Raw genomic sequence first — 22,798 nt, forward strand, 5'->3', positions numbered from 1 at the left:
GCCGTCAGAACGCCGGCCGCTCCGGATCCAGCACGGCCATGCCCTCCGCAGGAGACGACGCCTCGGCGAACCACCGCCGGGGAATCCGCCCCGCCGACCGCGCCAGCCGCCCCGCCTCCACCGCACACCGCATCGCGGAGGCCATCAGCACCGGCTCCCGCGCCCGGGTGACCGCCGACGCCAGCATCACCCCCGCACACCCCAGCTCCATCGCCAGCGCCACGTCCGACGCGGTTCCCGCCCCGGCGTCCAGGATCACCGGCACACCGGCCCGCTCCACGATCAACTCGAAGTTGTGCGGATTGCGGATCCCCAGCCCCGACCCGATCGGCGACCCCAGCGGCATGATCGCCGCACACCCGGCCTCCTCCAGCTTCCGCGCCAGCACCGGATCGTCGTTCGTGTACGGAAGCACCGTGAACCCGTCGTCGACCAGCGTCTCCGCCGCGTCCAGCAGCTCGATCGGGTCCGGCAGCAGCGTCCGCTCGTCGGCGATGACCTCCAGCTTGACCAGGTCCGTGCCGAGCGCCTCCCGCGCGAGACGCGCGGTGAGCACGGCCTCCCCGGCGGTGAAGCACCCCGCCGTGTTCGGCAGCACCCGGATGCCCAGCTTCTCCAGCACCGACAGCACGGACCCGTGCACCGAGGGGTCCACCCGCCGCATCGCGACGGTCGTCAGCTCCGTCCCGGACGCCACCAGCGCCCGCTCCAGCACATCGAGGCTCGGCGCCCCGCCGGTGCCCATGATCAGACGGGACGTGAAGGACGTACCGCCGAGGAGGAACGGATCGTCGGCCATGGTCAGCCTCCCTGGACGGCGGTCAGGACTTCCACGCGGTCACCCTCGCCGAGGGGCGTGACGGGCCACTGCGCGCGCGGGACGACGGTTTCGTTGAGGGCGGCGGCCACCCCCGAGGGCGCCTCGGTGAGCGACTTCACGACGAGGTCGAGAGCCGTGCCGGGCGCGAACTCCCGGCGCTCCCCGTTGACCGAGATGTTCATGCGGGCTGCTCCGTGCGGACGGCGGCGCCGAAGCGCCGCGGGGTGAAGGGGCGGGCGACCTCCGGCAGGACGCCGGTGGTCAGGACCTCCGCCATGGCGTCGCCGGTGACCGGCGTCAGCAGGACGCCGTTGCGGTGGTGGCCGGTGGCGAGCAGCAGTCCTTCGAGCTCCGTCGGGCCGAGCAGCGGCGCGTTGTCGGGGGAACCGGGGCGCAGTCCGGCCAGGGTCTCGGTCAGCGGCAGCTCGGTGATGCCGGGGACCAGCTCGTGGGCGTCGCGCAGCAGCTCGTACACGCCGCCCGCGGTCACGGTGGTGTCCCAGCCCATCTCCTCGCTGGTCGCCCCGATCACCAGCTCGCCGTTCTCGCGCGGCACCAGGTAGACGTGGCTGCCGCGCACCACGGCCCGCACGGTCCGGCTCAGGAAGGGGCCGTGCCGCGCCGGCATCGTCAGCCGTACCACCTGCCCCTTCACGGGACGCACGGGCGGCAGCACGTCCGCCGGGACGCCCGCGAGCCGCCCGCTGAGGCTGCCCGCGGCGAGCACCACCTGTCCGGCGCCGAGTTCGGCGCCGTCGGCCGTGACGACGCCCGTCGCGCGGCCTCCCGCGACGACGAGCCGCTCGGCCCGCGCACGGTGGACGGTCACGCCCGCGCGCTCACAGGCGGTGAGCAGCGCGGCCGCCAGCCGCCGCGGGTCGATCTGGTGGTCGCCGTCCACCCGCAGGCCGCCGCGCACGCCCGGCGCGAGCATCGGCTCCAGGCGCCGGCACTCCCGCCCGGACAGCCACTGCGAGTCCAGCCCCGACCGCTGCTGCAGGGCGTGCAGTTCCCGCAGGTGGGCGCGGTCGTCGGCGTCCAGCGCCACGGCGAGCGTGCCGCACGCGCGGTAGCCGAGGTCGTGGCCGGTCAGCTCGGTCAGCTCGGCCGCGAAGCCGGGATAGCGCCGCGCGGAGGCGAGGTTCAGACCGAGCAGGGTCTCCTCGCCGTAGTGCAGTTCCGTGACGGCGGCCAGCATCCCGGCGGCCACCCGCGCGGCGCCGCCGCCCGGCTCGGGGTCCACCACGGCCGTGCCGAGACCGCGCTGCGCGGCCCGCCAGGCCGTCACCAGTCCGATGATCCCGCCCCCGACGACGAGGACGTCCGAGGTGCGCGTGGGCGACATGGGCGTCCAGCCTCTCCCTTCGCCGGCATGACCCGGATCAGGTTCGTACGGTCGGAGGCCGCCAGCCTCCCTCTCAGCCCGGTGCGTCCGGGCTCCCGCGTGTGCTTGTACGTTGGCCACCCTAGCAACGCACTTGTAAGGGAGCCCCACCGTGCCCCGCCCTCCCGTCACCCGCCACCACCCTCAACCGAGGGGCTCCGCCCCGCCCCGTAGATCGCTCGACGGACTCGTCCTCGCCCCCGTGGCCGACCAGGCCCCCGGCCAGGTCGGCACCCGCACCCGCTTCGTCTACCACGAGCAGGGCGGCGAGATCTGGGCCGAGTACGAGGGCGGCGACGTCGTGCGCGGGCACCTGGTGGGCACCCGCGCGGGGGACCGGCTGGACTTCCGGTACGTGCAGCTGAAGCGGGACGGCACCACCTCCTCGGGGCACTGCGTGTCGACGGTCGTGGAGCTGCCCGACGGACGGGTGCGGCTGGAGGAGAGCTGGGAGTGGGAGTCGCAGCCGGGCAGCGGGACGAGCGTGGTGGAGCAGCTCGACCGGTGACGCCGGGCCGGGTGTCTAAGGTGATCGGGTGAGCGAGCAGACGCAGGGACCGGGACGGTCCGAGCCGCGGCGGGTGGTGGTGGCGGGCGCGGGCATGGCCGGCGTGCAGACCGCCCTCGCCCTGCGGGAGCAGGGCTTCACCGGCACCGTGACCCTGATCGGCGCGGAACCCCACCAGCCGTACGACAGGCCGCCGTTGTCCAAGGCGGTGCTGCTCGGCAAGGCCGAGGACTCCGCCTTCGACGTCGACTTCGAGGACGCCGGCGTCGAACTGCGGCTCGGCTGCGAGGCGCTCGGTCTGCGCCCCGCCGACCACGAACTGGACACGGAGGCCGGGCCCGTCCCGTACGACGTCCTGGTGGTCGCCACCGGTGCGGAACCGGTCCGGCTGCCGGGCGCGGAGGGCGTCCCCGGCGTCCACCTGCTGCGCACCCTGGACGACGCCGCGCGGCTGCGGCCGGTGCTCGCGCGGCGGCACGACATCGTGGTGGTCGGCGCCGGCTGGATCGGTGCGGAGTTCGCCACGGCGGCCCGCGAGGCGGGCTGCGCGGTCACCGTGGTGGAGGCCGAGGAGCGGCCGCTCGTCGGGGTGCTGCCCGCCGAGGTGGCCGCCCCGATGGCGGCCTGGTACGCCGAGGCGGGCGTCACGTTGCGCACGCGCACGCGCGTGGAGCGCGTCGAGCCCGGCGCCGTGGTCCTGGACGACGGCACGAGGCTGCCCGCGGGCGCCGTGGTCGTCGGCATCGGGGCCCGGCCCGCCACGGCCTGGCTGGCGGGCTCCGGGATCGAGCTCGGGGCGCACGGGGAGGTGGTCGCCGACCGTCGTCTGGCGACCTCCCTGCCGGACGTGTACGCGGTCGGCGACTGCGCCTCCTTCCCGTCCGGGCGCTACGGCGAGCGTCTGCTGGTCCACCACTGGGACAACGCCCTCCAGGGGCCGCGCACGGTCGCCGAGAACATCCTCGGCGCGTCCGCCGGCCGCAGGCCGGCGGTCTACGACCCGGTGCCGTACTTCTGGTCCGAGCAGTTCGGGCGCTTCGTGCAGTACGCGGGGCACCACGCGGACGCCGACCGGATGGTGTGGCGCGGGGACCCCGCCGAGGCCGCGTGGAGCGTCTGCTGGCTGCGGGGGTCCCGCCCGGTCGCGCTGCTCGCGGTGGGGCGGCCCCGGGACCTGGCGCAGGGGCGCAGGCTGATCGAGGCGGGCACGGCGATGGACGCGGAGCTGCTGGCGGACCCGGCGCGGCCCCTGAAGTCGGCGACGGCGTGACGCTCCCGGTCCGGCGCGTCCGCCCGGGCGGGCGGGGCTGACTTCCGACTGTCAGCGGCAGATGGCACGCTTGTCCCGTGACCGAGATTGACGCAAAGATCGATGCTCTCGTCCCCGCCTGGCTCACCCTCCCCGACATCGCCGAGATGTTCGGTGTCGAGGTGACGCGCGTCCGGCAGCTGGTCAAGGAGGGCCAGCTCATCGCCGTGCGCCGGGGGGAGAACCGCGCGCTGCACGTGCCCGCCGCCTTCATCGACGGGGACAAGGTCGTCAAGGGACTGACCGGGACCCTGACGCTCCTGCGGGACGACGGCTTCACGGTCGAAGAGATGCTGGAATGGCTCTTCACCCCCGACCCCACCCTGCCGGGCACGCCCGCGCAGGCACTCAGCGAGAACCGCGGCACGGAGGTGAAGCGCCGGGCCCAGGCACTCGCGGTCTGATCCGGACCCGACCGTCCACCCACCCGAACACCACCGGCCGGGGCGCGGGCCCCGGCCCGGGGACACCCGTGCCGGCGGCATAGGGTCCCCTGCGGCGGGCCCGCCGGGTCCGTACGCCGCCGACATCCCGGGGGGACCCTCGCATGACCGCCACCGCTCGCGCCCGGCTCGCCGGCGCCCTGCTCTACCTGTGCACCGACGCCCGCACGCGCCAGGGCGACCTCCCGGAGTTCCTGGACACGGTCCTGGCCGGCGGGGTCGACATCGTGCAGCTGCGGGACAAGGGCATGGAGGCCGGCGAGGAGCTGGAGCACCTGGCGGTCCTCGCCGACGCCTGCGCCCGGCACGGCAAGCTGCTCGCGGTCAACGACCGCGCGGACGTCGCCCACGCCGCCGGCGCCGACGTCCTCCACCTCGGCCAGGGCGACCTGCCCGTCCCCGCCGCCCGCGCGATCCTCGGCGACGACGTCCTGATCGGCCGCTCCACGCACGCCGAGTCCGAGGCCGCCGCGGCGGCCGTCCAGCCCGGCGTGGACTACTTCTGCACCGGCCCCTGCTGGCCCACCCCCACCAAGCCCGGCCGCCGCGCGCCCGGCCTCGACCTGGTCCGTCACACGGCCGCCCTCGGCACCGACCGCCCCTGGTTCGCCATCGGCGGCATCGACCTCGGCAACCTCGACGAGGTGCTGGACGCCGGCGCCCGCCGGGTCGTCGTCGTACGGGCCCTCACCGAGGCGGACGACCCGGGCGCGGCGGCGGCCGAGTTCGCGAAGCGGCTGCGGCGGGCGGCGCCCTCGGACGCCGGATGACCCCCGCCCGTCTCAGGTGTGTCCAAGGGGTGGACAACAAGTCGGCATTCCAGACAAATATCACCGATCCGGTTGGGGGACCGCCCGCCCCTGGCTAACCTGCCGGTATGGCCCTCGGAACCGCATCCACCAGGACTGATCGCGCGCGCACCGTGCGTGACATGCTCGCCACCGGCAAGACGACGTTCTCGTTCGAGTTCTCGGCACCGAAGACCCCCAAGGGCGAGCGGAACCTGTGGAGCGCGCTGCGCAGGGTCGAGGCGGTCGCGCCGGACTTCGTCTCCGTGACCTACGGCGCGGGCGGCTCCACGCGCGCCGGCACGGTCAAGGAGACCCAGCAGATCGTCGCCGACACCACCCTCACCCCGGTCGCCCACCTCACCGCGGTCGACCACTCCGTCGCCGAGCTGCGCAACATCATCGGCCAGTACGCCGACGCCGGGATCCGCAACATGCTCGCCGTGCGCGGCGATCCGCCCGGCGACCCGATGGGCGACTGGGTGCCGCACCCGCGGGGGCTGACCTACGCCGCCGAACTCGTCCGGCTCATCAAGGAGTCGGGCGACTTCTGCGTCGGCGTCGCCGCCTTCCCGGAGATGCACCCGCGTTCGGCCGACTGGGACACCGACGTCGCCCGCTTCGTCGACAAGTGCCGGTCCGGCGCCGACTACGCGATCACCCAGATGTTCTTCCAGCCCGAGTCCTACCTGCGGCTGCGTGACCGAGTCCACGCGGCGGGCTGCGCGACCCCGGTGATCCCCGAGGTCATGCCGGTGACCAGCGTGAAGATGCTGGAGAGGTTGCCAAAGCTCAGTAACGCCGTGTTCCCGGAGGCCCTCAAAGAGCGGATCCTCGCAGCGAAGGGCGATCCGTCGGCGGTACGCTCCATCGGTATCGAGTTCGCCACGGAGTTCTGTGCCCGGCTGCTGGCCGAGGGAGTGCCCGGACTGCACTTCATCACGCTCAACAACTCCACGGCGACCCTGGAAATCTACGAGAACCTGGGCCTGCACCACCCACCGCGGGCCTAGACCGGTCGCACTGATATACGACACACTGAGTAGCGGCCACTGGGAGAGGGGCGTACATGGGCTGGGCGGTCCTCTACATCGCGTTCGGCGTCGTCGCGCTGTGGTTGCTCGGTGAGGTGCTGCTGCAGTACAAGGCGCGCCTGCGCTGGCGGCTGCTCGCCTTCACCGGCTTCCTCGGGGTCGTGCTCGGCGTGCTGATCCCGTCCGTGATCGTCATCGGGCTGGGCGCCGCCGCCTTCGCGGTCGGCCAGACCTACGTGACGCTGTCCTTCCGCCGCGGCTTCGCGGCCGGCTGGGCGGTCAACGCGCCGCTGCTGGCCGCCGCCAAGGGCCGCCGCGGCGACCGCGGACGCCAGGAGCCGACCCTGGAGGTCTCCGACCCGGAGGCGTCCGGCGCCGGTCACGGCGACGAGGGCGACGACCGCCGCGACCGGGCCGACCGGTACACGGACGACGACTACGACCGCGACGACGTGTTCACCCCCGCCGCCGCCCGTTCCGGCCCGCAGGCGGCGGCCGAGACCACCGCCGTCTACGAGCCGCAGCCCATGCCCGACGACACCGGCTCCTACGGCGTCTACGGCGACACCGGGTACGCGGCCCCGTCCCAGGACCAGTACGCGACGGCCGCCCAGGGCACCGACCCGAACCACGCCTACGACTACTCCGGTTACGGCCAGCAGCAGGGCTACGACACCACGGGCCAGCAGCAGTACGCGGCCTACTCCGACCCGTACATCGGCAACCCGACCTACGGGAACACCTCGTACGACACCGGCTACGCCGACCCGCAGCAGTACCCCCAGCAGGGCTACGGCCAGGACCCGTACGCCCAGCAGGGCCACGGCGGCGAGACCCCGGCCGGCGGCCTGTGGGTCCCGCAGCAGCGCAGCACCGACGACGCGTACGGCGGTGAACTCCCGCCCGAGCAGCCGCAGTACCCGTACCAGGGCGACGGGCAGACGCACGGCGGCGGCACCGGCTACGACGAGCAGTACCGCTACTGAGCCCGCTCACCGCGACCCGCGGAACTCCGGTCCCTCCACGATCAGTCCGGCCACCAGCGCCCCCGACATCCCGGCGTGCGGGAGCCCGCCGCCGGGGTGGGACCAGCCCCCGGCCGTGAACAGCCCCGTCAGACCGGTGGTGTTGGCCGGGTGCAGCAGCCGCCCGCCCGCCGCGGCCAGCGCCGGCGCCGGCACCGCGCCGCCCTCCGCGCCGGTCTCCCCGGCGACGTCGGCCGGGGTGCGCACCTCGTGCCACAGCAACCGGTCGCGCAGGCCGGGCACCGCGCGCTCGGCGACGGCGATCAGCTTCCCGGCGTACGCCTCCCGGTCCCCCTCGGCCCCGGCGGGCACCACCGACGTCACCGTGACCGCCTCGTGGCCGGAGTCCGGCACCAGCGCAGGGTCGTCCGGCCGCAGCACCGTGACCGTGGGCCGCGCGGGCAGGCCCCCGGACGCACCGGACAACGAATCCAGTTCGGCCTCCCGGTCCTCCGTGTGCACGACCGTACGGTGCGGGGTCCCCTCCGGACGCCCGCCCCGCAGCGCCAGCGCCACCGTCACCCGGCTCGCCGTCCCCCGTCGGTCCGGGACCTCGCCGTCACCGCGCACCCGCGTCCCCCGGCTCAGCCGGTCCAGCACCCCGGGAGCCACCCCGGCGACCACGAAGTCCGCCCCCACCGACGAGCCGCCGGCGAGTTCCAGCCCCGCCGCCCGGCCGTCCTCCTCCACCACCCCGGCCACCTCCGCGCCGAAGTGGAACTCCACCCGGCGGGCCACGCACCGCTCGTACACCGCCCGCGCCAGCTCCCGCAGACCGCCCCGCACGTACCACATGCCGAAGGCGTGCTCCATGTACGGCAGCACCGCCGCGCTCGCCGGGGTGGCGCGGGGATCGAGGCCGTACGCCAGCGCGTGGCCCTCCAGCAGCGCGATCAGCCGGGGGTCGCGCAGCTCCCACGCGCCGACCTCCGCGAGCGTGCCCGCCGTACGCGTGCGCAGGAACTTCCTGCGGGGGACCGCCGGGTACGGCTCGCGCTCGGCCAGGACCTGCCAGTCGGGCCACAGCGGCTCCTCCAGCAGCGGCCGGCGCGACCGGTCCCAGGCCTCCCGCGCCCGCACCAGGAAGTCCCCCCAGCGCCGGGCCGCGTCCGCCCCGAGGTTCTCCTCCAGCGCGGAGACGACGCCCGCGCGGGAGGCGTTCGGCAGCGACACGCGCGTGCCGTCCGCGAACACGTGGTGCGACGACGGGTCGACCTGGACCAGCTCGACACACGCCTCCAGCGGCTCCTTGCCGGTCTTCACGAACAGGTCCCGGTAGACCGCCGGCAGCGGGAGCAGCCCGGGACCGGTGTCGAAGGCGAACCCGTCCCGCTCGAGACGGCGCAGCGCGCCGCCGTACGTCTCCGTCCGCTCGTACACCGCCACCCGGTGGCCCGCGACGGCCAGCCGGGCGGCGGCCGCCATCGCGCCCATCCCGGCGCCGATCACCGCAATCCGTGCCATGCCAGGGACTTTATCCGCCGCCGTCGGCAGCCCGTTCCCGCGTACCCGTTCCCGCGTACCCGTGCCCCGGGCGGCGGCACCGGGGTGTGGGCACGCGTGCGCGGCCCTGAGTACCGGTACCCAGCCGCCGATTTGAGTACGCGCGCGGATGGGAGCCGGCCCGTGGGGACGGGAGAGTGGAGGCCACGGAGAGGGGCCCGGCCCCGGAACCGGCGACACGGGGCGCCGGAACGGTACGGGCCCGCGATCCGCTCCTTCCGCCGGCGCCGCCGGTGGGAGCGAGGCACGGGGGAACCCGGGGGACGACCGCACGGGGGTTCCACGGGGGGACGTACGGGGGAGCGGGGAAGGCGCCGGTCCGACGGTGGCCCGCGGGGGACGCGGCCACCGTCGGGGCGGCGCCTTCGTCCGTCCGGGGCTCAGCGGCGGCCGCTGACCCGTCCCTGCAGCAGCCGCGACAGGGCGGAGTGCACGTCGTCCAGGGAGCGCTCCGGCTGGAAGGACTTCCAGTCCAGCGCGGCCACCAGCACCATGCCGACCAGCGCCGCCGCCGTCAGCGGGACGTCGATCTCCTCGCTGAACTCGCCGTTCGCCACGCCCTCGCGCAGCACGCCCTCGACCACCGCCACCGCCTGCTGCCGCACCACCATCAGCGTGGACTGCCAGGCCCGGTTGGTGCGCCACAGCTCGGCCACGTACAGCTGGGTGAAGGCCGGGTAGCGGTCGATGAAGACGAGCCCCGCGCGGACCATCGCGTCCAGGGCGTCGACCTTGCCGCCGCCCTCCCCGGCCGTCCGCTCGGCCGCCTCCCGCAGTGAGGCGGTCAGCAGACCGACCCCGTGCCGCAGCAACTCCTCGAAGAGGACCGACTTGCTCGCGAAGTTGTAGTAGACCGTGCCCTTCGCGACTCCCGCCCGCTCGGCGATCTCGTCCACGGTGGTGGCGGAGAAGCCTTGTTCGGCGATGAGGGTGACGGCCGCCTCGTAGAGCTTCTGCCGGGTGGCCTCGCGGCGGGCACTGCCGCCCGGCGTGGTGCTGCTGCGTTCCATGGCCCTGATTGTCACAGGAACGCCGGTCCGTCCGTTCACGGGGCGGCTCACGGACTCAGCTCGGGGTGCAGCCGGTCCACCGTCCACACCTGGCGGCGGCGGGCCGACAGCGCGGTGAGCGCGAGGGCGCCCGCGGTGAAGGCCGCCAGCACGGCGCACGCCTGCCACACCGGTCCGAGGCCGCCGCCCGTGATGAGCCGCCGCAGCGCGTTGAGGAAGCCGGGGCCGGTCTGCACGGGGTACGTACCGCCCGCCGAGGTCAGCTGGAGCATCAGCAGCGCGAGGACGAGGATCCGGCCGGCCGCGCCGAAGCGCGCGTTCAGCCACTGCACGATCGCCGCGAAGCACGCCGTCACCAGGCACAGGAAGCCCACCGTCCCGGCCGCCCGCGCCATCTGCAGCCCGAGCGCCCAGTGCAGCACCGACATCAGCGCCAGCGTCTGCGGCACCCCGATCGCCACCACCGGCAGCCAGCCCGCCAGCGCGATCCGCCGGGCGGAGGCGCCCGCCGCGAGCGCGCGCCGGCTCATCGACGCGAGCAGCAGGCGGGTGCGGCCCGACCCGGACGGCCCCTCCACCGCGATCAGCGAGCCGGGCTCCGCGTCGGCCGAGATCCCGCGGAAGGCCCACCCCCGCGGCCCCTTCAGGCCGAAGTCGCGGGCCATGACGGCGAGTCCGAGCGGACCGTCCACCGCTTCCCCCTATTTTTGAACTGACTGGTCAGTACAGAAACTGACGCGAACGATCGAGCGGAGCAAAGGCCCAGGTCGGAACGGATTGTCAGTGCCATACCTCACGATGTGTACATACGGCACCTCTTCACAGGGGTGGCGTCACCAAGACGACAGGAGGTTCGTCATGGCCCACTCGTCCGCAGCCGCCGCCCGTCGGCGCCGCGCAACCGGCCCTGCCCCCTCACTGAACGGCCCGGCGAGCGACATCCACCCCGTGCCGCGCCGCGCCACGGCCCCGCCCGCCGCCCTCGACCTGCTCGCCCAGGCCCGTGCCGGACTCGACGAGGCCGCCGTCCTCGACACCCCCAACGAGCGCTACGCGACGGCCCACCTCGCCGCCCTGCGCACCGCCGCCGCCGTGCTCGCCGCCCGCGGCAGGCCCGAGACCTCGCCCCGGGCCCGGGCCCGGATACGCAGCGCTTGGGACGTGCTCCCCGAGATCGCGCCCGAGCTCACCGAGTGGAGCGCGCTGTTCGCCTCCGGGGCCCGGCGCCGCGCACGGGCCGAGGCCGGCATCCGGGGCGCGGCGAGCGACCGGGACGCCGACGACCTGATACGCGACGTGGCGATGTTCCTCCGCCTGGTCGAACGCATGCTGGTCCTCCAGCCGGTCCTGCCCCACCAGGGGCGCGGGGCCGAAGAAACGCGCGGCGGGGGCGAAACACCCCGTACGGCACCGTGAGGGCGCGGACAGGTGCCCGGCCACCACGGCGCAGGCCATAGGGTGGACAGCGCCTGAAGCCCTGCCCGTCAGGGGAGGGAGCCCGATTGCTCCGCCGAGGAAGAGGCGGTGCCGCGCCGAGGAGTCAACTACCGTGTCGGACCCGATGCGGCCCCGTGCCGCCCTCCGTACCGCCGTGGTCTGGGAGGTCCTCCAGGACGCCCTGGAACGCCGGGTCAAGGCGACCGGACGGCAGGCGCTGGACATCCTCGACACCGGCGGCGGCAGCGGCAACTTCGCGGTGCCCCTGGCCCGGCTCGGTCACCGGGTGACCGTCGTCGACCCCAGCCCCAACGCGCTGTTCGCCCTGGAGCGCCGCGCCGCCGAGGCCGACGTCGCCGACCGGGTCCGGGGCGTCCAGGGCGACGCCCTGGGCCTCTTCGACGTGGCCGAGCGCGGCGGCTACGACGTCGTGCTGTGCCACGGCGTCCTGGAGTACGTCGACGACCCCGCCGAGGGCGTCCGCAACGCGGTGGCGGCCCTGCGCCCCGACGGCGTCCTCAGCCTGCTCGCCGCGGGCCTCGGCGGCGCGGTGCTCGCCCGCGCCCTCGCCGGTCACTTCACGGAGGCCAAGCGGGCGCTCGACGACCCGGACGGCCGATGGGGCGCCGGTGACCCCGTGCCGCGCCGCTTCACCGCCGACCGGCTCACCGCGCTCGTGGAGGACGCGGGCCTGACGGTCGGCGCCGTGCACGGCGTGCGGGTCTTCGCCGACCTCGTCCCCGGCGTGCTCGTCGACACCGAGCCCGGGGCCCTGGACGCACTGCTGAAGCTGGAGGCCGCGGCGGCCGAACTCGCCGCCTTCCACTCCGTGGCCACGCAACTTCACGTGCTCGGTGAGAGGCGGGGGACCCCGGGGGCCTGAGCGGTTGCCGGGACGCGCCGCTGATCAGCGGCGCGTCCGGTGGCCCCGCGGTGCATGGAGTGCGCCACAGGCCCCCCGAATGGCGGCTTGGCACCGTATGATCGAGGGAGACCGCTCGGCATGACGGGCCGGACGCCGGGGAATGAGAAGCCTCAGCGGGCCGGGACGGGATGGCGGGTACCGGTTGGCCAATTGGCGCAGAGGGGCGGGTTTCACGGGGGCGATTCCCCGCCTATCCTGAAGGGACCCCCCCCGGGTCGCCCCGGCGACTGCACGATGAGGAGGACTCCGTGCCGCTCTCGGAGCACGAGCAGCGCATGCTCGAGCAAATGGAGCGAGCGCTGTACGCCGAAGATCCCAAGTTCGCGACGGCGCTCGAGGGAAGCGGGCTGCGTACGTACACCCGGCGACGGGTCTACCAGGCGGTCGCGGGCTTCCTCGTGGGTATTGCGCTCCTCATGGCCGGTATGGTCGCCCAGCAGGTCTGGCTCAGCGTCGTCGGGTTCCTCGTGATGCTGGGCTGCGCGGTCCTCGCGGTGACCGGCTGGCGCAAGGCGCCCAAGCCGGGGGAGCAGCCCGCCGGTGCGACGGGTGCGCCGCAGGCGGGGCGTCAGGGCAGACAGCGCCGCTCCGTGATGGACCGCATCGAGGAACGCTGGCAACGCCGCCGCGACGAACAGGGCGGCCGCTAGCCGCCCACCGAAGACAAGCCCAGGGGGCGGCCACCGACACGGTGGCCGCCCCCTCCGGCGTTCCCGCGGACAGCCGCATGCCCCCGTTCCCCCGGTCAGCCGCATCCCCTCGTTCCCGCGGCCCGTCATGCCTCCCCCAGTGCCTGGGACGGCCTGGGGGTACCCCCGGGCCGATGGGGTCCCCTGCTCATGGGGTCCCCCCGCTCGAGCGAAGCCGAGAGCGGGGGAGAAACCGAGAGTGGGGGAGGGCGGACGCCGGGGGCACCCCTTCCGGGGGAGGCACCCCGCAAGCGCCGGGCCGCGCGCCCCACTCCCGGCCGGCCCCCACCCCGGCGTGTCGATCCCGTCCCGCAGGGCCGGCCCCCGTCCCGCAGGGCCCGGCCCTCGTCCCGCGCAACCGAACCGGTGAGGCTCAGCCCCGCTGCCGTGACGGCCGACGCCAGTCCGGCCGCAGCGCGGACAGACGCCCACGCACCCCGGCCCACCACGCCGACACCGCCCACACCACCCGCACACTCGACCGCGGCGCGAACACCGCCCGCGCCCGAGCCCGCCGGTCGGCCGAGGACCGCAGCCCCGCCGCGACGCCCCGCACCTCGTCCGTCAGACCCGTCGTCGGCCGCGGCCGAGGCGCGTACAGGACCTGCTCCACCGCATCGGCCACCCGGTGCACCGACGCCGCCGCACCCGGGCCGAGCCGGCCCAGCCGCACGATCCGGTCCGCCGCCCCGCGCGGGGTCAGCGACTCGTCCGGCGCGATGCCGTAGTCCCACGCCGTGTCGGTCAGTTCGTCCCAGACGGCCAGGACGTACGGCACCGCCTCCGCCTCCGAGCGGCCGTGCCCGCCCAGTCGCGCCGCCCGGGTCCTCGCCCGCCACAGCATCGGCGCCAGCGGCAGCACCAGCACCGCGAAACCGGCCAGCGCCCATCCCAGCAGCGCGTACCACTTCGGTCCGTCGTCGCCGGTGGGCAGGGCCGCCTGCGGCGACTCGCTCTCGCACGCCCCCATCCTCCTGCGCTCCGGCGTGCAGCCCTTGCTCGCCGAGGGCTCCGCCGACGGCTCCGAGGACGCGGTCTGCGAGGGCCGGGCGGGATCGGGCACCGTGCTCTCCTCGGTGTCCTCCACGGTGTACGACGGCGTCGAACCACGGGTCGGGGTCGGCTCGAACCGGGTCCAGCCCACCCCCTCGAAGTACAGCTCCGGCCAGGCGTGCGCGTCCCGCAGCCCGACCGCGACCGTGCCGTCCGCCTGCGGGGTGCCGGGCGCGAAGCCCACCGCGACCCGCGCCGGTATGCCCAGCGAACGGGCCATCGACGCCATCGCGAACGAGAAGTGCACGCAGAAGCCCTGCCTGTCCCGCAGGAAACGGGCGATCGCCTGCGAGTCGCCGCCGACGTCGACCTCGGTGTCGTACTCGAAGCCGCCGGTCAGCGTGAAGTACTCCTGGAGCTTGACCGCCTGGTCGTAGGCGTTGGTCGCGCCCTCGGTGACCTCGCGGGCGGTGCGGGACACCACGGCCGGCAGCGAGTCCGGCAGCTCGGTGTACTCGCGCCGCAGCGCGGGCGCCGGCTCCGGCGCGTCGGCCAGCTGCTCCGCCGTGGGCCGCACATGGAGGCTGCGCACCTCGTAGGTCAGACCGCGCGTGTTCTGCCCGTGGTCGCCGACCAGCGTCATGCCGACGGGTTCGTAGCGCCAGTTGCCCCGGATGCTCACCCCGCTCGGCGGGTACGGCATCGGCAGCCAGTCCTGGGCGTACCAGTCGGCGGTCGAGACCGTCGTGCCGATCTCCGTGCGCTCGGTGTCGGCGCCGAGGCCCGGCGGCGTCGGGAACGAGCCGTCGGGGACGGTGGTGATGGACCGCTTCGACGGCTTCCACGTGGTGCCGTCGAAGTCGTCCAGGGACACGATCCGCAGGTACAGGTCCGACACGTCCGTCAACTCGGAACGCACCGACAGGACCTGGCGGTCCTCGTCCCTGTTCAACGAGTCGCGCAGCGACACCAGCGGGTTCACCGCCGAGATGGTGCCGCCCCCGCCGGCGCCCGAGCCGGCCCCCGCACCGGTGGGATCCAGCAGACCGCCGTTCATCGCGGGCAGGCCGAGCGGCACCACCAGGGCGATGCCCAGCGCGACCGCGCCGATCCGTCGCCCGGTGCGCACCGGTGCGACGGCGCCGGGCGAGTCCCCGCCCGGGCCCGGCGCCCCGCCGAACACGCGCCCCCACTGGGAGAGCCGGTCCCGGCCCTCGGCGAGCAGCAGCATCAGGTAGCCGGCCGCCGCCAGCAGGAACCACAGCCAGTCGATGCCGTCGTCGGACAGCCCCGCGGCCACCGAGTACAGGGCGAGCAGCGGCAGCCCGGCCGGGGCCGCGCCGCGGAAGGTCACCGCGAGGGTGTCCACCAGCAGCCCGATCACCAGGACGCCGCCGACCAGCATCAGCCGGATGCCGTCGGACAGCGGCGCCGGGATCGCGTACCGGCTGACGTCGTTCCCGCCCTGCTCCAGCAGCCCGGCGAAGAAACGCAAGGCGTCCGGCCCGGGTATCAGCCCGGCGAAGGCGTGCTCACGCGCGAACACCAGGGTCAGCAGCGCCAGCGTCACCAGGGCCTGCGCCGCCACCGTCAGCGCACGCGCCAGCGGCACCCGCCGGGCCAGCGCGCCCACGCCCGACTGCACCGCCAGCAGGAACGCCGCCTGGAGGATCCAGCTCGCCCGGTCGACCAACGGCAACAGGGCGCCCGCCGCCATCAGTGTGGCCGCCCACGCGCACAGTGCCAGCCTCGCCCGCCCGCTGATCACGGTCCCTCCCCACCACTCGCCGCGGCCAGGCCCGAGCGCTCCCGGTCCGCCTGCCGCCACAGCTCGTCCAGCGCGGCGCCCCGCGGCACGCCCAGCGCCGTCCAGCCCGCCTCGCGCAGCATCCTCAGCCACTCCCCGCGCCGGTCCGACGCACCGGGCGCATCGGCCGGTTCCCGCAGCCAGGTCCCACTGTCCAGCAGGAAGGCGAGGGCGCCTCCGCTGCGCTGCCGCATCCGGGCGAGCACCGCGGCCTGCTCCTCGTCCAGGTCGCCGAGGAAGGCGACCAGCAGCCCCTCGTTCCCGCCGCGCAGCACGTCGTGCACGCGGGACAGGCCCTCCTCGTCGGAGTGGTCCACCACGGCGAGGGCGTCCATCATCAGCCCGGCCGCGTCCGCCGACTCCTGGTTCGCCCCCGCGAACCCGTCGGACCCCTCGCCCGGCACCGAGGTGCCGGTGTCGGTCAGCAGCCGCACCGAGAAACCGCGCTCCAGCATGTGCACCAGCACGGACGCCGCGCCCGACACCGCCCACTCGAACGCCGAGTCCGGTCCGGCGCCCGCGTAGGCGACGGCCCGGGTGTCCAGCAGGACCGTGCACCGGGCGCGCTGCGGCTGTTCCTCGCGGCGCACCATCAGCTCGCCGTAGCGGGCGGTGGAGCGCCAGTGCACCCGGCGCAGATCGTCGCCGTAGCGGTAGCCGCGCGGGATCGCGTCGTCCTCGCCGGCCAGCGCCAGCGCGCGCTGCCGCCCGTCGCCGTACCCCTTCGCCTCACCGCTCAGCCGCACCGGCGGCAGCGGTTCCACGCGCGGGACCACCGTCAGCGTGTCGTACGTGGAGAAGGACCGGGTCAGCTCGCACATCCCGAACGGGTCGGACAGCCGCAGCTGCAGCGGACCCAGCGGATAACGGCCGCGCAGGTCGGAGCGGACCCGGTAGGACACCTCACGGCGCCCGCCCGCCTCCACCCGGTCCAGGACGAACCGCGGGCGCGGGCCGAGCACGTAGGGCACCCGGTCCTGGAGCATCAGCAGGCCCGTGGGCAGCCGCGAGACGTTCTCCATCCGCAGGTGCACCCGCGCCTCGGAGCCGGCGGGCACCCGCCCGGGGGAGAGCCGACGGCTGCCGGCGACCCGGTAACGGGTGCGGTAGAGCACGGCCGCGCACACCAGCGGAAGCACCGCCAGCAGCAGCCCGACCCGCAGCAGATCGCTCTGTCCGAGCACGTACGCGCAGATCGCGGCGGCCACGCCGGCGGCCAGGAAGGAGCGCCCCCGGGTGGTGAGACCCGCCAGGGCCGTCCTGACCCCGCTCCGGCCGCCCGTGTCGCCGTCCGCGTGGACGGCGCCGGCGGTGGTCATCACCGCCTCCGGGGCGGCTGCTGGCCGAACTCCGGACGGCCGAGGCCGCTTTGCCGCGGGGTGCCCGCGGGCGCCTGGGGGCGGTCCGTGGGCACCGGGGTGCGCTGGAGGATGTCCTGCACCACCTGTTCGGCGGTCCGGCGGTTGAGCTGGGCCTGGGCGGTGGGCAGCAGCCGGTGGGCGAGGACGGCCACGGCGAGTGCCTGCACGTCGTCCGGCAGCGCGTAGTCGCGGCCGCCGAGGGCCGCCGCCGCCTTCGCCGCGCGCAGCAGGTGCAGCGTCGCGCGCGGCGAGGCGCCGAGTCTGAGATCGGGGTGGGTGCGGGTGGCGGCGACCAGGTCCACCGCGTACCGGCGGATCGGCTCGGCCACGTACACGTCGCGCACCGCCTCGATGAGCTTGAGGATCTCGTGCGCGTGCGCCACCGGCTGGAGGTCCTCCAGCGGGGAGACGCCGCTGTGCACGTCCAGCATCCGCAGTTCGGCCTCCGCGCTCGGGTAGCCGACCGAGACGCGGGCCATGAAACGGTCGCGCTGGGCCTCCGGCAGCGGGTAGGTGCCCTCCATCTCGACCGGGTTCTGCGTCGCCACGACCATGAACGGGCTGGGCAGCTCGTAGGTCTTGCCGTCGATGGTGACCTGGCGCTCCTCCATCGACTCCAGCAGCGCGGACTGCGTCTTCGGCGACGCGCGGTTGATCTCGTCGCCGATCACCACCTGCGCGAAGATGGCGCCCGGCTTGAACTCGAAGTCGCGGCGCTGCTGGTCCCAGATGGACACACCCGTGATGTCCGAGGGCAGCAGGTCCGGCGTGAACTGGATCCGCCGCACCGAGCAGTCGATGGACCGCGCCAGGGCCTTGGCCAGCATCGTCTTGCCGACTCCCGGGACATCCTCGATGAGCAGATGTCCCTCGGCGAGCAGTACGGTCAGCGAGAGCCGTACGACCTCTGGCTTTCCCTCGATCACGCCTTCCACCGAACTCCGCACGCGCTCCACCACGGCGGTCAGATCAGTGAGGCTCGCTCGATCGTCATAGGTCGTCACCCGGCCCTCCTCGGCCCTTCCCCGCCCTCCACAAGGAGCGCGGGGACCCCAAATGTCCCGGGCCGACGCCTTGCTGTGCGGCCCGGCCCACCCCGAATCACGGACACCACGCGGGAAAAGTTCCGCGTGGCGCCACTCCCGCATTCTTGCCGCCGTTACCGATTCGTGTCACTCGCCTGTGGACAACTGACAGCGGGACGCCAGGTCCCACGACGTCGAACGGATTCCGGAGTCCGGGTTCCCTCCGGGGCGGGCGGCCCGGTCAGGCGGGGTCGATCTCGCGCAGCAGACCCGTCCTCACGTCGAAGACGAAGCCGCGCACGTCGTCGGTGTGCAGCAGGAACGGCGAGGTGCGCACGCGCTGCATCGACTGCCGTACGTCCTGGTCCACGTCCCGGAAGGCCTCCACGGCCCAGCCGGGACGCTGGCCCACCTCCATCTCCAGGTCGTGCCGGAACTCCTCGGTGATGGACTCCAGACCACAGCCGGTGTGGTGGATGAGGACCACGCTGCGGGTGCCCAGCGCCCGCTGGCTGATGGTCAGCGAGCGGATCACGTCGTCGGTGACGACGCCGCCCGCGTTGCGGATGGTGTGGCAGTCGCCGAGCGCCAGGCCCAGCGCGTCGTGCAGGTCGAGGCGGGCGTCCATACAGGCCACCACGGCGACCTGGAGCACCGGGCGGGCGTCCATCCCGGGGTCGGTGAAGGCGGCCGCGTACTGCTGGTTGGCCTCGACCAGACGGTCGGTGACCGTGCCGTGGCCGGAGGTGGCGTCCTGGGGGCCGGTGGGAACCGATGCGGAAGTCGTCATACCCATGACGGTACTGGTCACAAGGGCGCCAGGCCCGTTGTGAAAGGCGACAAAGAACGTCAGCGAGTCTTGGTGTGAGGTAACCCACAGGGGTGGTGTGAGCGCCTCCCCACGGGTGATGTGTCCGATCCCCCCTTGACCCGCCGCGTGGACCGCGACGCGCAGGCCGGTTGATTGACCGGGCGGGACCGTGGACTAAAGTGACGCGAAGCGGGAGGCGAGAGCGCCCGCTGCACTGATTTCCCCCGGATCCCCCGGCGACGACCGGAGGATCTCCCCGTGTGCGCGGCGCGCACGTACGGCTCGGCCTCCTCCCGCCGCCGCCCGGCCGACGCCCGAGGGCGCCGGCCGCCCCTCACCGGGGGAGGGCGGGGACCCGGCGGTGCGTGAGCGCCGTGCCGGATTTGAGAGGGCCACTTGAGCCAGAGTCGACACGTTCCGGTGATGCTCCAGCGGTGCCTGGACCTGTTGGCGCCCGCCCTGGAGCGGCCCGGAGCGGTGGTGGTCGACTGCACGCTCGGGCTCGGCGGCCACAGCGAGGCCCTGCTCCAGCGGTTCCCCGAGGCCCGGCTCCTCGCCCTGGACCGCGACAAGGAGGCCCTGCGCCTGTCCGGCGAACGGCTCGCGCCCTACGGCGAGCGGGCCACCCTGGTGCACGCCGTCTACGACGAGCTCCCCGACGTCCTCGACCGGCTCGGCGTCCCGCGCGTGCGGGGCGTCCTGTTCGACCTCGGGGTGTCCTCCATGCAGCTCGACGAGGCCGACCGCGGCTTCGCCTACGCCCAGGACGCCCCCCTCGACATGCGCATGGACCAGACGACCGGCGTCAGCGCCGCCGAGGTCCTCAACACCTACCCGCCCGGCGAACTCGTCCGCATCCTGCGCGCCTACGGCGAGGAGAAGCAGGCCAAGCGGATCGTGGCCGCCGTCGTGCGCGAGCGCGAGAAGGAGCCGTTCACGAACAGCGCGCGCCTGGTCGAGCTGATCCGCGACGCGCTGCCGCAGGCCGCCAAGCGCACCGGCGGCAACCCGGCCAAGCGCACCTTCCAGGCCCTGCGGATCGAGGTCAACGGCGAGCTGTCGGTGCTGGAGCGGGCGATCCCGGCGGCCGTGAAGGCCCTCGACGTCGGCGGACGGATCGCCGTGCTCTCGTACCACTCCCTGGAGGACCGGCTCGTCAAGCAGGTGTTCGCGGCCGGCGCCGCCACCACCGCCCCGCCCGGACTCCCGGTCGTCCCCGAGCGGTACCAGCCCCGGCTCAAGCTGCTCACGCGCGGTGCCGAACTTCCCACCGAGGAGGAGATCGCCGAGAACCGGCGCGCGGCCCCCGCGCGGCTGCGCGGCGCCGAGCGGATCCGGGAGGACGTCGATTGAGGCACGGACGGCGTGCGGGGCGGGTGACGGGCGGCCGGGCGCACGGGTGGGAGAAGCGGACTCAGGGGAGCGCGAGTGAGTAGGAAACCCGGACCGAAGGGGCGGCCCGAGCTGAAGGGGAGGGCGGCCCGGCTCGCCCGGCTCCTGCCCACCGGGCGCGCCCAGGCGGCGCGCACCCCCTTCGTCCTCCTCGTCGTCGTCCTCCTCGGCGGCGGTCTGATCGGCCTCCTGGTGCTGAACTCCGCCCTCAGCGAGGGCGCGTTCCAGGTCGACGACATCCAGCGGGAGACCAAGAACCTCACCGACGAGGAACAGGCCCTGCAGCGGGACATCGACGCCTACTCCGCCCCCGACGCCCTCCAGGACCGCGCCCGGGAGCTCGGCATGGTGCCCGGCGGCGACCCCGCCTTCCTCGCCCCCGACGGCACGGTCAAGGGCGTGCCCGGCGCCGCCTCCGCCGTCCGAGCGCCCCTGGTCCTCGCGCCCGGGGCGCAGGCTGCCGCCACGCCCTCCTCCGCATCGAACTCGACCCCCGGCAGGTGACGGAAGTGTCCGACAGGGAACCGCCCCGCCGCCGGGTGCCCGGCCCCGCCAGGCCCGCCCGCCCGGCCGCCGGACAGCGCCCCGGCCCCGGCGCCCGCCCGGCCCGCAGGCCCGCGGGACCCCGCCCCGCGCCCCCGAAGGTCATCCGGCTGGGCAGCCCGCGCCCCCGGCTGCGTCTGGTCGGCGTGACCCTGGCCCTGGTCCTGCTCGCCTTCGTCGTACGCCTGTTCCAGGTGCAGGCCGTCGACGCGAGCACCTACGCCGCCAAGGCCGACCGGAACCGCTACGTCGGCCAGGTGCTGGAGGCCGAGCGCGGCGGGATCACCGACCGCCACGGCGTGGCCCTGGCCACCACCGAGGACGCCTACGACATCACGGCCGACCCCACGATGTTCGCCCCGGGCGAGCTGGAGATCGCCGACGGGCCCGAGCAGGCCGCCGCCCTCCTCGCCCCGATCCTCGGCCAGGACCAGGACGAGCTGGTCGAGAAGCTGCGCCCGGAGAACAAGGCCCTGCGCTACGTCAAACTGGCCGCCCGTCAGACCCCGCAGACCTGGAGGCAGATCAAGGACCTGAAGGCCGCGCTCGCCAAGAAGGCCGGGACCGGCGACTCCACCGCCAACGTCCTGGCCGGCGTCTTCTCCGTGCCCACCAGCAAGCGGGTGTACCCCAACAAGGAGCTCGCGGCCGGGATACTGGGCTGGGTCAACGCCGAGGGCAAGGGCGGCGGCGGCATCGAGCTCCAGCTCGACAAGCGGCTCGCCGGCGAGGACGGCAAGATCCGCTACGCCCAGTCCGGCGGCCGTCTCGTCCCGACCGCGGGCTCCACCGAGACCCCGGCCGTGCCCGGCAGCGACGTCGAGCTCACCATCGACCGCGACATCCAGTGGGCCGCGCAGAACGCCATCGCCGAGCAGGTGAAGGAGTCCGCGGCCGACCGCGGCTACGTCATCGTCCAGGACACCCGCACCGGGGAGGTCCTCGCGATGGCCAACGCGCCCGGCTTCGACCCCAACGACCTGTCCGAGGCCGATCCGGACGCGCTCGGCAACGCGGCCGTCCAGGACGCCTTCGAACCCGGTTCCACCGCCAAGGTGCTCTCCATGGCGGCGGTCCTCGAGGAGAACGCCGCCACCCCCGGAACGCACGTCGTCGTGCCCAACCGGCTGCACCGCGGCGACCGGCTCTTCAAGGACGACATCGACCACCCGACCTGGTACCTGACGCTCAACGGCGTGCTCGCCAAGTCCAGCAACATCGGCACCATCCTCGCCACCGGCCAGCTCGGCGAGACCCAGGCCCAGGCCAACAAGGTCCTCTACCGGTACCTGCGCAAGTTCGGCCTCGGCGGCGAGAGCGGGCTCGGCTTCCCCGGCGAGACCAAGGGCATCCTCGCCCCGCCGGACGAGTGGTCCACTTCGCAGCAGTACACGATTCCTTTCGGCCAGGGCGTCTCCGTCAACGCCATGCAGGCCGCCTCCATCTACTCGACCATCGCCAACGGCGGCGTCCGCGTCGAGCCCACCCTGGTGCGCGGCTCCAAGGGCCCCGACGGACGCTTCACCCCCGCCCCGGAGCCCGGGAGGACCAGGGTCGTCAGCGAGAAGACGGCGAAGACGCTCGCCCGGATGCTGGAGTCGGTCGTCGACGACGAGGAGGGCACCGGAACCAAGGCCCGCATCCCGGGCTACCGGGTCGCGGGGAAGACGGGTACGGCGAACCGGGTGGATCCGGCCACCGGCAAATACCACGGCTACACCTCCTCCTTCGCCGGCTTCGCCCCCGCCGACAAGCCCAGGATCACCGTCTACTGCGCCATCCAGAACGCCACCGAGGGCAGCTACTTCGGCGGCCAGATCTGCGGACCCGTGTACAAGCAGGTCATGGAGTTCGCCCTGAAGACCCTCCAGGTGCCGCCGACCGGCGCCGACCCCGCAGACCTACCGGTCACCTTCAAGCCCTGACCCGTACCGAGCACCGAGCCACCAGGAACCACCCCGTGACGACGATCACCCCCGACCCCGGGAACC

Annotated in this window: 21 protein-coding genes, 1 pseudogene and 1 riboswitch; of the genes and pseudogenes, 12 read left to right on the top strand and 10 right to left on the bottom strand. The window is 74.3% G+C overall.

Features of this window, described 5'->3' with window-relative positions:
• Positions 1–4: 4 nt before the first annotated feature.
• From ADK41_RS34225 to thiO, 3 genes are all read right to left on the bottom strand, one after another.
• A complete protein-coding gene (locus ADK41_RS34225; RefSeq protein WP_030820553.1) occupies positions 5–799 on the bottom strand; it encodes a thiazole synthase in 795 nt (264 codons plus the stop codon).
• A gap of 2 nt (positions 800–801) precedes the next feature.
• Positions 802–1,002 (bottom strand): sulfur carrier protein ThiS, encoded by a 201-nt coding sequence (gene thiS, locus ADK41_RS34230; RefSeq protein ID WP_030820555.1) that lies wholly within the window; start codon positions 1,000–1,002, stop codon positions 802–804.
• Entirely contained in the window at positions 999–2,165 is a 1,167-nt protein-coding gene (thiO, locus tag ADK41_RS34235; protein WP_030820557.1) for a glycine oxidase ThiO, read from the bottom strand. The genes thiS and thiO overlap by 4 nt, the downstream gene beginning before the upstream one ends.
• Positions 2,163–2,274: riboswitch (TPP riboswitch) on the bottom strand. (Overlaps the previous gene by 3 nt.)
• A gap of 42 nt (positions 2,275–2,316) precedes the next feature.
• Between thiO and ADK41_RS34240 the strand changes: the two genes are divergently transcribed.
• The 6 genes from ADK41_RS34240 (at position 2,317) to ADK41_RS34265 (ending at position 7,272) form a co-directional block, all read left to right on the top strand.
• Positions 2,317–2,712, top strand: a complete 396-nt coding sequence (locus tag ADK41_RS34240; protein ID WP_078661815.1) for a hypothetical protein — start codon at positions 2,317–2,319, stop codon at positions 2,710–2,712.
• Positions 2,713–2,740: 28 nt separating this feature from the next.
• Positions 2,741–3,982 (top strand): NAD(P)/FAD-dependent oxidoreductase, encoded by a 1,242-nt coding sequence (locus ADK41_RS34245; protein WP_030820562.1) that lies wholly within the window; start codon positions 2,741–2,743, stop codon positions 3,980–3,982.
• 77 nt (positions 3,983–4,059) lie between these two features.
• Complete coding sequence (locus ADK41_RS34250) at positions 4,060–4,425, top strand: Rv2175c family DNA-binding protein (RefSeq protein WP_030820563.1); 366 nt, start codon at positions 4,060–4,062, stop codon at positions 4,423–4,425.
• Positions 4,426–4,568: 143 nt separating this feature from the next.
• Positions 4,569–5,234 (top strand): thiamine phosphate synthase, encoded by a 666-nt coding sequence (gene thiE, locus ADK41_RS34255; RefSeq protein ID WP_030820564.1) that lies wholly within the window; start codon positions 4,569–4,571, stop codon positions 5,232–5,234.
• A gap of 107 nt (positions 5,235–5,341) precedes the next feature.
• Positions 5,342–6,265 carry a methylenetetrahydrofolate reductase [NAD(P)H] gene (gene metF / locus ADK41_RS34260; RefSeq protein WP_030820565.1) on the top strand — a complete coding sequence of 308 codons (924 nt, stop codon included), beginning with the start codon at positions 5,342–5,344 and terminating at the stop codon, positions 6,263–6,265.
• 56 nt (positions 6,266–6,321) lie between these two features.
• Entirely contained in the window at positions 6,322–7,272 is a 951-nt protein-coding gene (locus tag ADK41_RS34265) for a hypothetical protein (RefSeq protein ID WP_030820567.1), read from the top strand.
• 6 nt (positions 7,273–7,278) lie between these two features.
• Here the strand turns inward: ADK41_RS34265 and ADK41_RS34270 are convergent, their stop codons facing one another.
• The 3 genes and pseudogenes from ADK41_RS34270 to ADK41_RS34280 all read right to left on the bottom strand — a co-directional run.
• A complete protein-coding gene (locus ADK41_RS34270) occupies positions 7,279–8,775 on the bottom strand; it encodes a phytoene desaturase family protein (RefSeq protein WP_030820568.1) in 1,497 nt (498 codons plus the stop codon).
• Between the two features lie 419 nt (positions 8,776–9,194).
• Positions 9,195–9,824, bottom strand: coding sequence for a TetR/AcrR family transcriptional regulator (locus ADK41_RS34275; protein ID WP_030820569.1), 630 nt, complete (start codon positions 9,822–9,824; stop codon positions 9,195–9,197).
• A 47-nt stretch (positions 9,825–9,871) separates the two neighbouring features.
• Positions 9,872–10,360, bottom strand: a pseudogene (locus ADK41_RS34280) (YhgE/Pip family protein); the annotation flags it as partial.
• A 322-nt stretch (positions 10,361–10,682) separates the two neighbouring features.
• Here ADK41_RS34280 and ADK41_RS34285 point away from each other — a divergent pair.
• From ADK41_RS34285 to ADK41_RS34295, 3 genes are all read left to right on the top strand, one after another.
• Positions 10,683–11,240, top strand: a complete 558-nt coding sequence (locus ADK41_RS34285) for an SAV_6107 family HEPN domain-containing protein (protein WP_030820571.1) — start codon at positions 10,683–10,685, stop codon at positions 11,238–11,240.
• 133 nt (positions 11,241–11,373) lie between these two features.
• The gene (locus ADK41_RS34290; protein ID WP_030820572.1) at positions 11,374–12,144 is read left to right on the top strand and encodes a methyltransferase; all 771 of its coding nucleotides are present in this window, start codon (positions 11,374–11,376) and stop codon (positions 12,142–12,144) included.
• A gap of 290 nt (positions 12,145–12,434) precedes the next feature.
• Positions 12,435–12,836, top strand: coding sequence for a DUF3040 domain-containing protein (locus tag ADK41_RS34295; RefSeq protein ID WP_030820573.1), 402 nt, complete (start codon positions 12,435–12,437; stop codon positions 12,834–12,836).
• 412 nt (positions 12,837–13,248) lie between these two features.
• On the opposite strand, the gene ADK41_RS34300 is transcribed toward ADK41_RS34295, so the two are convergent.
• The 4 genes from ADK41_RS34300 to ADK41_RS34315 form a co-directional block, all read right to left on the bottom strand.
• Positions 13,249–15,585 (bottom strand): transglutaminase TgpA family protein, encoded by a 2,337-nt coding sequence (locus tag ADK41_RS34300; protein ID WP_199822365.1) that lies wholly within the window; start codon positions 15,583–15,585, stop codon positions 13,249–13,251.
• A gap of 47 nt (positions 15,586–15,632) precedes the next feature.
• Positions 15,633–16,994, bottom strand: coding sequence for a DUF58 domain-containing protein (locus ADK41_RS34305; protein ID WP_030820579.1), 1,362 nt, complete (start codon positions 16,992–16,994; stop codon positions 15,633–15,635).
• Positions 16,994–18,040, bottom strand: coding sequence for an AAA family ATPase (locus tag ADK41_RS34310; protein WP_030820587.1), 1,047 nt, complete (start codon positions 18,038–18,040; stop codon positions 16,994–16,996). The genes ADK41_RS34305 and ADK41_RS34310 overlap by 1 nt, the downstream gene beginning before the upstream one ends.
• 262 nt (positions 18,041–18,302) lie before the next feature.
• A complete protein-coding gene (locus ADK41_RS34315) occupies positions 18,303–18,851 on the bottom strand; it encodes a beta-class carbonic anhydrase (protein ID WP_030820588.1) in 549 nt (182 codons plus the stop codon).
• A 417-nt stretch (positions 18,852–19,268) separates the two neighbouring features.
• On the opposite strand from ADK41_RS34315, the gene rsmH reads away from it, so the two are divergent.
• The 3 genes from rsmH (at position 19,269) to ADK41_RS34330 (ending at position 22,732) form a co-directional block, all read left to right on the top strand.
• A complete protein-coding gene (rsmH, locus tag ADK41_RS34320; protein ID WP_078661816.1) occupies positions 19,269–20,225 on the top strand; it encodes a 16S rRNA (cytosine(1402)-N(4))-methyltransferase RsmH in 957 nt (318 codons plus the stop codon).
• A gap of 75 nt (positions 20,226–20,300) precedes the next feature.
• Positions 20,301–20,768 carry a septum formation initiator family protein gene (locus ADK41_RS34325; protein ID WP_030820590.1) on the top strand — a complete coding sequence of 156 codons (468 nt, stop codon included), beginning with the start codon at positions 20,301–20,303 and terminating at the stop codon, positions 20,766–20,768.
• Positions 20,769–20,773: 5 nt separating this feature from the next.
• Positions 20,774–22,732, top strand: coding sequence for a peptidoglycan D,D-transpeptidase FtsI family protein (locus ADK41_RS34330; protein ID WP_030820592.1), 1,959 nt, complete (start codon positions 20,774–20,776; stop codon positions 22,730–22,732).
• Positions 22,733–22,798: the final 66 nt, after the last annotated feature.

Source organism: Streptomyces caelestis (assembly GCF_001279005.1).
Lineage (GTDB): Bacteria > Actinomycetota > Actinomycetes > Streptomycetales > Streptomycetaceae > Streptomyces > Streptomyces heliomycini.

What these genes read in the sequence shown, in the direction of transcription:
- ADK41_RS34225 (WP_030820553.1), bottom strand. Translation starts at nt 799, where the DNA reads ATGGCCGACGATCCGTTCCTCCTCGGCGGTACGTCCTTCACGTCCCGT.
- thiS (WP_030820555.1), bottom strand. Translation starts at nt 1,002, where the DNA reads ATGAACATCTCGGTCAACGGGGAGCGCCGGGAGTTCGCGCCCGGCACG.
- thiO (WP_030820557.1), bottom strand. Translation starts at nt 2,165, where the DNA reads ATGTCGCCCACGCGCACCTCGGACGTCCTCGTCGTCGGGGGCGGGATC.
- thiE (WP_030820564.1), top strand. Translation starts at nt 4,569, where the DNA reads ATGACCGCCACCGCTCGCGCCCGGCTCGCCGGCGCCCTGCTCTACCTG.
- metF (WP_030820565.1), top strand. Translation starts at nt 5,342, where the DNA reads ATGGCCCTCGGAACCGCATCCACCAGGACTGATCGCGCGCGCACCGTG.
- ADK41_RS34265 (WP_030820567.1), top strand. Translation starts at nt 6,322, where the DNA reads ATGGGCTGGGCGGTCCTCTACATCGCGTTCGGCGTCGTCGCGCTGTGG.
- ADK41_RS34270 (WP_030820568.1), bottom strand. Translation starts at nt 8,775, where the DNA reads ATGGCACGGATTGCGGTGATCGGCGCCGGGATGGGCGCGATGGCGGCC.
- ADK41_RS34275 (WP_030820569.1), bottom strand. Translation starts at nt 9,824, where the DNA reads ATGGAACGCAGCAGCACCACGCCGGGCGGCAGTGCCCGCCGCGAGGCC.
- ADK41_RS34285 (WP_030820571.1), top strand. Translation starts at nt 10,683, where the DNA reads ATGGCCCACTCGTCCGCAGCCGCCGCCCGTCGGCGCCGCGCAACCGGC.
- ADK41_RS34300 (WP_199822365.1), bottom strand. Translation starts at nt 15,585, where the DNA reads ATGGCGGCGGGCGCCCTGTTGCCGTTGGTCGACCGGGCGAGCTGGATC.
- ADK41_RS34305 (WP_030820579.1), bottom strand. Translation starts at nt 16,994, where the DNA reads ATGACCACCGCCGGCGCCGTCCACGCGGACGGCGACACGGGCGGCCGG.
- ADK41_RS34315 (WP_030820588.1), bottom strand. Translation starts at nt 18,851, where the DNA reads ATGACGACTTCCGCATCGGTTCCCACCGGCCCCCAGGACGCCACCTCC.